We start from the raw sequence: 11325 nt of genomic DNA on the forward strand, positions 1-11325 counted from the left end.
GGACTCGCCTTGATGCCGGTACCGCCGACGTCAACGGCTATCACGTGCGTGGGCGTCAAGAGAGGCCACCGGTCCTTCCTCCGGACCCTCCGGGTGCCCCGTCCTGGGGGGCGAGGGGGCCCTTCTGGATGGCGACGATGGTCCACTTCCCGGCGATCTTGGCCAGGTTGACGGTCCGGTGCTGGGTGTAGGGCTTGCCGAGCGCGAACTTGTGGGAGTCCAGGAAGTTCCGGTCCGCCGCCGTGAACGTGATGACGGTGTCCATCTCGACCTTCGCCGTCGTCATGTCCCGGGGGAAAGTGGACTTGTACCAGGCGACGCCGGTCTGACGGGTGGCCAGGGCGTTGCCCGTGAAGAGTTCGGCGAGCTTCTTCTCGTACTGCTGCGAGCGGAGCTTCCCGGCGAACCCCTTGTCGTAGAAGGTGAACTCCTGGGCGGCGCTCTCCTCGATGGTGCGGTGGTCGCGGTTGTCGACGACGCCGGAGTGGAGGACCACCGTCCTGCGTACGGCCGTGACGGTGGCGTCGTCGTCGGGGAGCTGGGTGAGGGTCCCGCCGTCCTTGTCGATGACGTGCCAGAGGGACTGACCGGAAAGGTCGGCCCGCGTGGGCGCGGTCCCGCCCGGAGTGGCGGCGGTGGTGCATCCGGCGGCGAAGAGGACCGCGACCAGAGGCAGGGAGGCTCTTCTCGTGAACATGGTGTCTCCGCTGTGTCGGGTGGTGCGGGCCACTCGGTCGTGGCCCGCACCGCGTACCGCGCCGAGCCGGCGCGGAGTCGTCCTCTCGGTCAGGAGGCGGGCTCGAAGTTCCACTGGCTGGTCCACCATGTGCTGGGGACGGTGCCGTGCTGGAGGTTGCCGGTGGCGTTCTCGGTGTGGGCGTAGGTGCCGGCGGCCCGGTTCTTCAGGCGCTTGTAGCCGGAGACGGTTTCCTCGGTCCAGTGGCTTCCGGTCGCGGTCACCGGCTGGGCACCGTGATGGACCACGGTGTCCGTGGTGGTCGTGTGCATGTACTCACCCGTCCACCGGTTCCGGTAGCGGGTGAAGCCGTCGCCCGTGGCCTCCCTGCTCCAGTGGGAGCTCCACCAGCTGCTGGGCGTGGCGCCGTACTGCACGTTGCCGGTCTTGTTCTCGATGTGCGCGTACTGGCCGGTCTGATGGTTCTTGATCCGCTGGTAGCCCTCGGCGTAGCCGTCGTCGTCCTTGAAGACGCGGATGTAGTCGACGTTCCAGGTCTTGGGCCAGACGTCGTTGTGAACGCCGGACCCGGCGTCGGTGTAGATGCCGAGGATCATGCCCATGGCCATGTTGGGCGCGTCGTTGACGATCTTGTACAGCTGGCCGTCGTAGGAGAACTTGAGCTGGGTCGGCGTCCAGTCCATGCCGTAGACGTGGTACTCGGAGGTGGGGCTGCCGCTGGGCACGGCGGTGTCGGACGAGTACCAGGAACTGAGGAAGTCGGGGTCGCCCCAACCGTAGGCGGCGATGCGCCAGTTGTTCGGCTTGGAGAAGAACGTCTCGACGAAGTCGATCTCGGAGTTGGCCGAGGCGCTGCTGGTGTCCTCCGTTCCGACCAGCCAGAACGCCTGGTGGCCGCCGCCGCCGACGTTCGACATCTTCGCGCGGATCTCGAAGTAGCCGTACTTGGTCGAGTAGCCGTCGAAGTCCGGCTCGTGGTGGTCGTTCGGCATGGAGGAGTTGAACTTGTGCCACCAGTCCTTGTTGTAGGACTGGATGCTGGAGATCTTCACCGTGCCGTCGTACCGGGAGTTCCAGGCGGGGGTGTCGGCGTCGAGCCGCTCGGTGAGCACGCCGTCGGCGATGGTGTAGCGGGCCTTGGCGTTCTGCGGCGTGGAGGTCCAGTGCGGGAGGTAGGACGGCAGCCACTTGCCCGTGTCGAGCGAGGTTCCGTCGAACTCCTCCTGGAAGTCCAGGGTGTAGCCGGACTTCGTGGCCGGGTTGGGCGGGGTGTCCGCGGCGTGCGCCGCGGCGGGCAGCAGGAGGCCGGTTGCCACGAGCGTGCCGGCGACGGCGGCGTGGACGATCGACCGGCATCTGCCGGTTCCGCCCGGCAGGGTGGTGCGGGAACATGCGGCCATGACGCTTTCCCTTCGGGGATGGGGGTGGAGGTGGTGCATGGCGGACCGGACCGGGGCGAGTGAGGCGCGAGGCTTCGTGCGGCGCCCAGGACCCGGGTACGAGGCCCGGTTCGGGTGCGGACGGAGCGTCCGCTGCCGGACCGGAGGGCCGGCCGGGGTGGCGGGGAAGGACCACCCGGACCGGGATCGAGGGGCCGAGTGACACAGGGCGTGGCGAGGTGCGGCCTCGAGTCGTCGGCGGGAAACCCGGCGGTGAGCCACGAGGCCGGCCGCTGGGCGGTGACCCCGCTGCGCGGTCAGTTCCCCACGCTCTGGACCGTGTCGGTGCGGCGGGACTTCTCCGCGGCCCAGGCCGTCAGGTGGCTCTCCAGGCTGGTGACGGGGTCCGAGAGGATCCTGTCCGCGTCTCCGTGGACGACGGCGTCGAGGAAGGCGTCGACGAGGCGCGCGTCCCCTCCACCGTGCCCGCTGCCCGCGTCCGGTCCGTCCACGCCGAGCGCGAGGGTCTCTTCCTCACCGGTGACGAAGTCGGTGACCGTCACGTTGACGCCGTCGCCGTCCAGGGAACCGCGGGTTCCGAAGATCCGGGTCTTGCGGTGGGTGAACGGGGTGAACGCGGTCATCGTGAACGAAGCGGTGATGCCGCCCTCGTACTCGAGGTTGACGACCTGGTGGTCGACGACGTCGTTGTCGCAGGCATAGACGCAGCGCCCGTACGGGCCTTCGCGCAGGGCCTGCTCCACGCCTTCGACCGTACGGGCGGGAGTGACGGCGGACAGGGGCCATCGCTCCCTGTCGGGATCGCCGAGGCAACCGAGGTAGAGGCGCTTCGCGGAGTACGGGCAGGTGGGTTCGACGGGGCAGTCCAGGCAGTTGTCGGTCGCTTCCGCGGGGCGGTTCTCAGGGCGGAAGTGCATGAGGGAGCCGAACGAGGAGACCTTGCGAACGGGCTTTCCGACGATGTAGGAGATCCAGTCGAGATCATGGGAGGACTTGGCGAGGAGCATCGGGGTCGCCTGGTCCTCGCGCCTCCAGTTGCCGCGCACGTAGGAGTGGGCCTGGTGCCACCAGCCGACGGGCTCGAGGTGCTCGACGCTGACGACGTCACCGAGCCGCCCGGAGTCGACGATCTCCTTCACCCCGACCGTGTAGGGGGTGTAGCGGAGCACATGGCAGACGGCCAGCATGACGCCGGCGTCGAGCACCGCGGCGGTGATGCGCCGGGCGTCCTCCTCGCTGGTGGCCATCGGCTTCTCCAGCAGGATGTGGTAGCCGAGTTCGGCGAACCGGACCGCGGGCCCGACGTGCTCGGTGTCCTGCGTGGCGATGACGACCGCGTCCGCGGGTGGAGCCTGCTCGGCCAGCGCGCGCCAGTCGTCGAAGAGTTCGGCACCGGGGTGGCGTGCCAGGGCTTCCTCGGCGCGCCGCCGGTCGGGTTCGGCGATGGCCGTGACCTCGGCGCGGCCGGTGCTCGCGGCGTGGGAGGCGTACGTGGTGCCGCGTCCGCCGGCTCCTACGAGGAGCAGGCGCAGGGGTCGCCGGCCCGGATCCGGGGGTATGGGGTCCTGACTCATGGGGAGGTGTCCTTCCGCGGGGGTCAGCCCTTGACGGCGCCGGAGAGCATCCCGGCGATGAAGTGACGTTGGAAGAAGAGGTAGACGGTCACGACGGGCGCGATCACGATCAGCGTGGCGGCCGACAGGAGCGGTACGTCGATGTTGTGGGCCCCGACGAAGAACCCGAGGCCGGCGGGAGCGGTACGCCCCTCCGGGTTCTGGATGAGGATGAGAGCGAGGAGGAACTGGTTCCAGGCCCAGAGGAAGTAGAGGAGTCCCAGGGTGATCAGGGCCGGGCGGCAGCAGGGGAGGAGGACCCTCCAGAGCACCGCCCAGGTGCCGGCGCCGTCCACGGCGGCCGCCTCCGTCATCTCCTTCGGCAGGGCGAGGAACTGCTCGCGCATCCAGAAGGCGCCGAACGGCATGAAGAGTCCGACGAGCGCCAGGATCAGGGCCAGGGGCGTGTCCGTCAGCCCGATCACGCGGAGGTCGTAGTACAGCGGCACGACCGCCGCCTCGTACGGCAGCGCGAGACCCAGCAGGAGGAACCCGAAGAGGACCTTGCGGCCTCGGAACTCCATCAGGGCGAAGGCGTAGCCGGCCAGGGAGGCGCAGACGAGCGCGAGGGGAACCACTCCGAGGGCGACGACGGCGCTGTTGCGCAGGAGCTGGCCGAAGCCGGCGTCCGACCAGGCGCGGGAGAAGCTGTCGAAGGAGGGGCGGTCCGGCCAGCTGAGACCGTCGACGATGGCCCCCGGAGGATGGAGGGCGGCCAGGACGATGCCCGCGAACGGGACGATCACGGCGAGGCTGAAGGCCGTCATCACGACGCGGCCGGTGAGGCCTTCGAAGCGTCTGGTCATGACTTCTCCCGGGTGATGCGGCCGATCGCCAGGACGACCAGGGCGATCAGGGCACTGAGGACCACGGCGAGCGCACAGGCGGCGCCGACTTCTCCGTTGGTGAAGGCGAGCCGGTAGATGAGGACGCCGGGGACCGTCGTCGAGTCGCCGGGTCCGCCGCCGGTGGTGACGTAGACGACGTCGAAACTGGCCAGCGCGGCGATGACGGTGATCGTGAGGGCCACACCGATCTCGGCGCGCAGACCGGGAAGGGTGACGGCGAAGAACTCGCGCACCGGCCCCGCCCCGTCGATGCGCGCCGCCTCGTACAAGCTGGTGTCGATCTTCTGGATCCCGGCCTGGAAGACGATGAGGCACAGGCCGAGCATGACCCAGGTGCCGACGAGGCCGACGGCGACGTAGGCCCAGGTGAAGTCACCGAGCCAGGCGCGGGTCAGCGAACCGAGGCCGATCGCCTCCAGCCCCTGGTTGACGATGCCGTCGGTCGAGTACATCCATTTCCAGGTGACGCCGACGGCGACGAGCGGCACGACCTGGGGAAGGAAGAGGATCGTGCGGCTGACGGGGTACCGCCGGCCGCCCCGCCCGCCGATGACGGCGGCCAGCACGAGTCCGAAGGCGATCGGCAGCAGGGAGTAGAAGCCGATGAACCCGAGGGCGTGCGCGAGTGACGAGCGCAGGGCCGGATCGGAGAGGACCTCGGCGTAGTTCGACAGGCCGGCCCAGGTGCCGGGCGTCACGCCGTCCCACCGGAACAACGAGAGCCACATCGTGTGCAGCCAGGGCAGTGCGACGAACGCGGTGTAGAGCGTGAGCGCGGGTGCGAGGTACAGATAGGCCCCGCGGCGGCCGCGGGGGCGCCGCGGGCCGGAGCGCAGGGTGCGCGCCGTGCCCGCTCCACGGTCGGCCGGCTTCTCGCGCCGGACATCCCGGTCCCGGGAAGGACCTTGCCTCTCGGCCACGGGGTGCAGGGGGGTGCTGGTCACCGGTGGCCCTTGGTCCAGTCGTCCTGCAGGGCGTCGAGGTACGCCTCGGGCGTGATCCTGCCGCCGATGAGCTGCTGGCTCCGGGAGGTGAGCGTGTCGTTCATGGTGGCGTCGGTGTTCGCGAAGAAGTTCACCAGGCCGTCGTCCTCGTTGACCCGTCCCCACGCCCGGACGATGTCGCTCCTGACCGATCCCGCGGGGGTCTTCACCTTGTCGGCGTGCGCGACGGGCAGGAAGCCGGTGGCGAACTGGATCCGTGCCGCCTCGGGGGTGTTCATGAAGTCGAGGAAGGCGGCGGCCAGGTCGGGGTTCTTCGCCTTGGCGGGGATGGCGTAGGCGAGGGAGGTTCCGATCGCGGTGGCCTTGTCGTCGGTTCCGGGGAAGGGGAGGAAGCCGACCTTGTCGCCCATGGCCTCGTCGATGGCCTTGGCGTCCCAGTTGCCGTCGAACAGGAACAGCCCCTCGCCCTTGGTGAACCTGGAGACCGCACCAGGGAGGTCCGTGCCGTTCGCGCCGGCCGGGAAGTATCCCTTCCCGGACCAGTCCGCGAGCGTCTTGGAGGCATCGGCGCCGCCCGGCGTCTTGATCGTCGATCCGGGCTTGCCGTGGACCCAGTCACTCGTCCTGGCCGCGCCGTCGACGGAATCGACGATCGACTGGACGATGAAGGAGGAGTGGCCGCCGAGGTTGCCCAGTTGGACGGGGAGGGTGCCGGCCGCCTTCGCCTTGGCCAGGGCGGCGTCGAACGCGGCGCGGCTGGTGGGGACGGAGATGCCGAGCTCGGAGGCGAGCTCCTTGTTGTAGTACACGCCGACGATCGAGAACCCGGCCGGCGCGGCCCACAGATGCCCGGTGCCGAGCCGCTTGCCGTCGTCGGCGGCACGCCACTGGTTCAGCTGGCCGGCGGGGTAGGTGTCGTTCCACCCGTAGGCCTTCGCGTACGGGTCGAGGTCGCGGACGAGACCGGCCTTCACCGTCGTGCCCAGCTTGTTCAGCAGCGCCAGGTCGGGGGCGGTGTCGGACGAGAGCTTCAGGTTGAGGCTCTTGTCGTAGTCGTCCGGGCCGGTGTACTGGAAGTCCACGGTGATGTTCGGGTGCTTGACGTGGAACGCCTCGGCCAGGGCCTTGGTGGTGCCGGCGTTCTCCGAGCTCACGATGGTCAGCGTCGCCTTGCCCTCGGGAAGGGCGGTGGAGACGGGGCCGGAGGGCTGTGACGCGGGCGCGCCGCCGCCCGGGGTCAGGCCGCCGCAGGCGGTGAGGCCGCCCATGGCGGCGACCAGAAGCGCGGACGTCGCTGCGACGCGCGGGGAGGTTCTCGTGGACATCGGGGGCTCCTCAGAGCAGGCGGTCCGCCTGCGGGCCGGGACGAGAGTCGACATCCGTGGACGGGACTTACGTCGAGGTCTTTCTAAACTGTGGGGATGCTAGATCCGGCTTGGAATAAAGGTCAATAGGCTTATGTCGAGCCGTTACGTAACTACGTAGCGTAAGATGAGGGGGAGTCGCAGAGGGCGGCGAAATCGGGGAGGCGAGGTCTTGTGAACGGCACCGGTCTCACGGGGGGCGATCCCACCCTGTTGCGGCGGCTGAACGTCGAAGCCGTCCTGCGGGTGCTGCGCAACGCGGAGCCCATGACTCTCACGCAGATCGGTCGGATGGCCGCACTGTCCAGGCAGACGGTCGACGTGGTCATCGCCGAGCTCGACGACGCCGGCTGGATCGAGGAGGTCGCACCGGAGCGGAGTGTCGGCCGGCCTGCCCGCCGCTATCGCTTCCGCGCGGAGGCGGGGCACGTCCTCGGTGTCGATGTCGGCGTCACCAGCGTGCGCATGTCGCTGTCCGACCTCGACGGGACGGAGCACGCCTCCCGGCGGGTCGAACTCCCTCCGGGTCTCGGTGGACCCGGACGCCTGGACCGGATCCGTGACGCGGCCACCGGGTTCCTCGCCGACCAGGACCGTATTCGGTTGCGCGGCGTCTGTCTCGGTGTGCCCGCGATCGTCGACGCCCATGGAGCGGTCCGGCTGTCCACGCCGATCCCGGAATGGAACGGTGTGGACGTGGCCGGTGCGGCCTCCACGTGGTTCGACTGCCCCGCCTACGTCGAGAACGACGCCAACCTCGCCGCCCTCGCCGAGCACTGGCGCGGCGCCGCCCGGTATGCGGAGGACTTCATCCAGCTGATCGCGGGCAAGCGGTCGGGCGCCGGGATGATGCTGGGCGGCCGGCTGCATCGCGGACGGGGCGGGGCCGCGGGCGAGATCGGCGCGCTGGCCGTGCTGGGCTGGGAGGGTGACGCGATGAACGAGGTCCGCAGCGCCCCGGACGCGGCGCGGCTCTTCAGCGACGCGCAGGCCGGAGATCCCGACGCCGTCGCCCGTGTGGACCGCTTCGCCCGCATCCTCGCGCAGGGCATCGCGGCGATGGTCCTCACGGTGAACCCCGATCTCGTGGTGATCGGAGGCGGTCTCTCCCGGGCGGGGGAGGCGCTGGCGCGGCCGGTGCGGGACCATGTGGAGCAGCTCTGCCTCGACCCTCCGCAGGTCGCGACCTCGACGCTCGGCACGGAGGCGGTGGCCCTCGGCGCCGTACGGCTGGCTCTGGAGCATCTGAACCTCCAGCTCTTCGGCTCCCACGGCGTTCCCGGCGCGGGGGCCGTGCCCGCGGGAACCGGAGGGCGGGTCGGGCGGCGGCTGAACCGTGGGGCGTTCGAGCCTCCGGCGGCCGGGAACGGCGATCGTTGAACACGGCCGGGTCGTCACGACGCGGTCACCACTCCGGCGCTGTCACGGCCCTGCGGAGAACCGAAAGGGTACGAGCGCGGTCCCGCCACTGAGCCGGGACGGGCGCGAGCGGGCCCGGCCGCGCGCCGGGCCGCGGCACGTCGAGGGCGCGAGGGCCCGGAGTCTCGATGCTCCGGGTGACACGGCGGGCCTCCCTGTCGTCGACGGTCCCCAGGAGGCCGAATCGCCGGCCGCGGTCCCGTAGTGCGTCCGGGTGGCCGGCCAATCCCCACGGGTCTGCGGGGAAGCGGCGCAGGTAGGTCGCGTACCGCGGTCGCCGTGGCGAGTGGAGGATCTCCACGGGGAGGATCCTGACCCGGACGGACGCCCCGACCGGCGGAGCGAACGAATGACGTCGAGGTATGACGTCACCGCATGGTCGAGCTGAGTGGTCGGCTCCGTAAAACCTTCAGGGGCTGATCATGCTGCCGGGCCGATGGCGGATTCTCGGCGTCGGCCGGTGGTTGCGTGTCGGTCGAGCCGGACCGGCAGATCATCCAGGCCGCCGCCGGCGAACCGGCCCCGCCAGGTGCGCGCGGTGTCCACGCGCGCTCCCGCCTCGACAGCGATCCGCGCGTTGGGTCCGCCCCCGGTCGCCAGGAGCACGGTCTGTGACCGGGCCCTGGCCTGGTACGGAGTCTTGTGGCCGTAGGCCGCCTTCTTCGACCGTTGTCGCTCGGCGGCCGTCAGGGCCGTGGGGCGGGCGGCGCGAACCGGCAAGGCGGACAGGCCGCTCAGCAGAAGTGGATCACGACACCGGAGGCTCGTTCATGCTGCTTCGTGCTGGAGGGAGTCCAGGGCGGCGAGTTCTTCCTCCGACAGGCGCAGGGAGCCGGCGGCCACGTTCTGGGCGAGGTGGCCGAGGTCACCGGTGCCGGGAATGGCCAGAACGTGGGGGCCCTGGCGGAGTGTCCGCGCCAGCCGGATCTGGGCCGCGCTCACGCCGCGGGCGCGGGCGATGGCGCGCACCTCCGGGCTGTGGTCGGTGGTCGCGCCGACGGTGCGTCCGGTGCCGGCGATCGAGTAGAACGGCACGAACGCGACGCTTTGTTTACCGCAGACGCGCAGGAACTCCCTCTGCTCGGACGATGCGCCGATGCCGTACATGTTCTGGACGCAGACCACCGGCGCGATGCTCTGAGCCTCGACGAGGTGGTGGGGACGGACGTTGGACAGGCCCAGGTGACGGATGAGTCCGGCCTCGCGCAGTTCGGTGAGTGCGCCGAAGCGTTCGGCGAGGGAATCGGTGCCGACGACGCGCAGGTTCACCACGTCGAGGTGGTCGCGGCCGAGCTGGCGCAGGTTCTCCTCGACCTGGCCGCGCAGTTGCTCGGGGGTGGCGTGCGGCAGCCACTGGCCCGAGGGGTCGCGGCCCGGTCCGACCTTGGTGGTGATGACGAGGTCGTCCCCGTAGGGGGCCAAGGCGCGGTTGATCAGTTCGTTGGCCGAGCGCAGCGGCGAGAAGGAGAACGCGGCGGTGTCGATGTGGTTCACGCCGAGCTCGACCGCGCGGCGCAGCACGCTGATCGCCTGGTCGCGGTCGCGTGGGACGGCGTCGGCGGCGAATGCCTCACCGTGCTGCGGCAGGCGCATCGCGCCGAAACCGATCCGGTTGACGGTGCGGTCGCCGAGTTTCCAGGTGCCTGATGCCGCTGCGGTGATCGTCTGTGAGGTCATGGCGGGATGATCTCCGCGCGGTAGGCTGGCCCGCCATTGATTCACATATGCCTGAATCCGTTGAGGAGTGGTTGTCCTGGCAGAGCTGGCGTTCTCGACGAGCGATCTGGCGCAGGTGCGGTTCGCCGTCTCACCGATGTGGGAGGTCGCGCCCAGCTTCCGGCTGCTGAGGTCCGGCACTGCGCATCCGGTCCACCGGTCCTGGGCCGACCAGGTACGCCCGCGCATGGTGACCGCCGGGCTGGACCGGGGATGGCTCTGCGAGCTGATCCCGCCCACCGGCGGTTACGTTCCCGACTTCCTCAACCCGGCCCCCGCCGGACCGGCCCCCACCCTGGCGGCAGAGCGGGACGCGATCCGGGCCTCGCCCGCCGACCGGGTACGCCAGGACCTCGACCACCTGGCCCGCCACCAGGGCAACCTCGGCCCCCGGCTACGAGCCCTGCGCAACGACCCACAGGGCCTCCTGGCCAAGGTCGCAGAAGAGCTCGAAACGTACTGGGAGCTGGCACTCGCCCCCTACTGGGCACGAATCCGGGCGGTCCTGGACGCAGACGTCCTCTACCGGGCCCGCATGGCCGCCGAGCACGGCACCGGCCACCTCCTCCACGACCTGCACACGTCGCTGAGCTGGGACGGCAACGCGCTGCGGATGGCCCGCCGAAAGCAGCCGCTGACCCGCACGACGGCAGGAACAGGACTGCTGCTGATCCCCTCGGCCTTCACCGGACCGGGACTGCGCACCCGAACGACGCTGCCGGACCCACCTCAACTCGCCTATCCGGCACGCGGCATCGGCGCACTGTGGAAGCCGCGCTCCGCAACCCGGACCGACACCCTCTCCGCCGTACTGGGCCGCTCGCGGACCCTGCTGCTGACGGAGCTGGAGATTCCGGACTCCACCACACGGCTGGCCCGCCGCACCGGACTCTCCCCCGCAGGGGTGTCCCAATACCTCACCGCGCTACGCGACGCGGGCCTGGTCAGTGCCCACCGAGCCGGCCGCTCCGTTCTCTACGCCCGCACCGCCGCAGCCGAAGCCCTCCTCCAAGCCGCCTCCGCCTGACCTCACGTCAACCCCCCGAAGGATTTACGGAGCCGACCACCAAGTTGCGTCGTCATGCCCAGCAGCGATTTCCAGCCGCGCGTTACGTAATCCTCTTATGTAACGACCGGGGGCGTTGCCTCGGGTCCTCGGCGGCCGTGGAGCTCGGCGCTGCGGTGCTGGACCGTCGGATGACAGACCAGTCCTCACGGTGAGGGGCCCGGACTCATGAGTGCCGGCCCCAAACCCCCTCCGCAATGCGACACATATGAAACACCCCGGTGGGGGGTAGTGGGTGTGCAGCATTAGGCGGTACTA

10 protein-coding genes are annotated in these 11325 nt (G+C 70.1%); 2 read left to right on the top strand and 8 right to left on the bottom strand.

The window, feature by feature from the left end; all coding sequences use genetic code 11:
• Nucleotides 1–55 precede the first annotated feature (55 nt).
• The 6 genes from ACFWUY_RS10280 to ACFWUY_RS10305 all read right to left on the bottom strand — a co-directional run bounded on the left by ACFWUY_RS10280 (nucleotide 56) and on the right by ACFWUY_RS10305 (nucleotide 6827).
• Nucleotides 56–697: a hypothetical protein gene (locus ACFWUY_RS10280; protein WP_384104873.1), complete on the bottom strand. Its 642-nt coding sequence runs from the start codon at nucleotides 695–697 to the stop codon at nucleotides 56–58.
• Between the two features lie 89 nt (nucleotides 698–786).
• A complete protein-coding gene (locus ACFWUY_RS10285) occupies nucleotides 787–2097 on the bottom strand; it encodes a family 16 glycosylhydrolase (RefSeq protein WP_384104879.1) in 1311 nt (436 codons plus the stop codon).
• Nucleotides 2098–2393: 296 nt separating this feature from the next.
• On the bottom strand, nucleotides 2394–3671 hold the full coding sequence (locus ACFWUY_RS10290; RefSeq protein ID WP_384104882.1) for a Gfo/Idh/MocA family protein: 1278 nt from the start codon (nucleotides 3669–3671) through the stop codon (nucleotides 2394–2396).
• 23 nt (nucleotides 3672–3694) lie between these two features.
• A complete protein-coding gene (locus ACFWUY_RS10295) occupies nucleotides 3695–4516 on the bottom strand; it encodes a carbohydrate ABC transporter permease (RefSeq protein WP_384104886.1) in 822 nt (273 codons plus the stop codon).
• Nucleotides 4513–5502, bottom strand: a complete 990-nt coding sequence (locus tag ACFWUY_RS10300; RefSeq protein WP_384104889.1) for a carbohydrate ABC transporter permease — start codon at nucleotides 5500–5502, stop codon at nucleotides 4513–4515. The genes ACFWUY_RS10295 and ACFWUY_RS10300 overlap by 4 nt, the downstream gene beginning before the upstream one ends.
• A complete protein-coding gene (locus ACFWUY_RS10305; protein WP_384104892.1) occupies nucleotides 5499–6827 on the bottom strand; it encodes an extracellular solute-binding protein in 1329 nt (442 codons plus the stop codon). The genes ACFWUY_RS10300 and ACFWUY_RS10305 overlap by 4 nt, the downstream gene beginning before the upstream one ends.
• Before the next feature lie 213 nt (nucleotides 6828–7040).
• Between ACFWUY_RS10305 and ACFWUY_RS10310 the strand changes: the two genes are divergently transcribed.
• On the top strand, nucleotides 7041–8246 hold the full coding sequence (locus ACFWUY_RS10310) for an ROK family protein (RefSeq protein WP_384104896.1): 1206 nt from the start codon (nucleotides 7041–7043) through the stop codon (nucleotides 8244–8246).
• Nucleotides 8247–8705: 459 nt separating this feature from the next.
• Here the strand turns inward: ACFWUY_RS10310 and ACFWUY_RS10315 are convergent, their stop codons facing one another.
• Together ACFWUY_RS10315 and ACFWUY_RS10320 are read right to left on the bottom strand one after the other, a co-directional pair.
• Nucleotides 8706–9005: a hypothetical protein gene (locus tag ACFWUY_RS10315; RefSeq protein ID WP_384104903.1), complete on the bottom strand. Its 300-nt coding sequence runs from the start codon at nucleotides 9003–9005 to the stop codon at nucleotides 8706–8708.
• A 48-nt stretch (nucleotides 9006–9053) separates the two neighbouring features.
• Nucleotides 9054–9962, bottom strand: a complete 909-nt coding sequence (locus ACFWUY_RS10320; protein ID WP_384104906.1) for an aldo/keto reductase — start codon at nucleotides 9960–9962, stop codon at nucleotides 9054–9056.
• A gap of 67 nt (nucleotides 9963–10029) precedes the next feature.
• Here ACFWUY_RS10320 and ACFWUY_RS10325 point away from each other — a divergent pair, with 67 nt between their 5' ends.
• Nucleotides 10030–11028, top strand: a complete 999-nt coding sequence (locus tag ACFWUY_RS10325; RefSeq protein WP_384104909.1) for a DUF5937 family protein — start codon at nucleotides 10030–10032, stop codon at nucleotides 11026–11028.
• Nucleotides 11029–11325 lie beyond the last annotated feature (297 nt).

Origin of the sequence: Streptomyces sp. NPDC058664 (assembly GCF_042716635.1) — a bacterium.
Classification (GTDB): Bacteria; Actinomycetota; Actinomycetes; order Streptomycetales; family Streptomycetaceae; genus Streptomyces.

What these genes read in the sequence shown, in the direction of transcription:
- ACFWUY_RS10290 (WP_384104882.1), bottom strand. Translation starts at nt 3,671, where the DNA reads ATGAGTCAGGACCCCATACCCCCGGATCCGGGCCGGCGACCCCTGCGC.
- ACFWUY_RS10280 (WP_384104873.1), bottom strand. Translation starts at nt 697, where the DNA reads ATGTTCACGAGAAGAGCCTCCCTGCCTCTGGTCGCGGTCCTCTTCGCC.
- ACFWUY_RS10305 (WP_384104892.1), bottom strand. Translation starts at nt 6,827, where the DNA reads ATGTCCACGAGAACCTCCCCGCGCGTCGCAGCGACGTCCGCGCTTCTG.
- ACFWUY_RS10320 (WP_384104906.1), bottom strand. Translation starts at nt 9,962, where the DNA reads ATGACCTCACAGACGATCACCGCAGCGGCATCAGGCACCTGGAAACTC.
- ACFWUY_RS10295 (WP_384104886.1), bottom strand. Translation starts at nt 4,516, where the DNA reads ATGACCAGACGCTTCGAAGGCCTCACCGGCCGCGTCGTGATGACGGCC.
- ACFWUY_RS10285 (WP_384104879.1), bottom strand. Translation starts at nt 2,097, where the DNA reads ATGGCCGCATGTTCCCGCACCACCCTGCCGGGCGGAACCGGCAGATGC.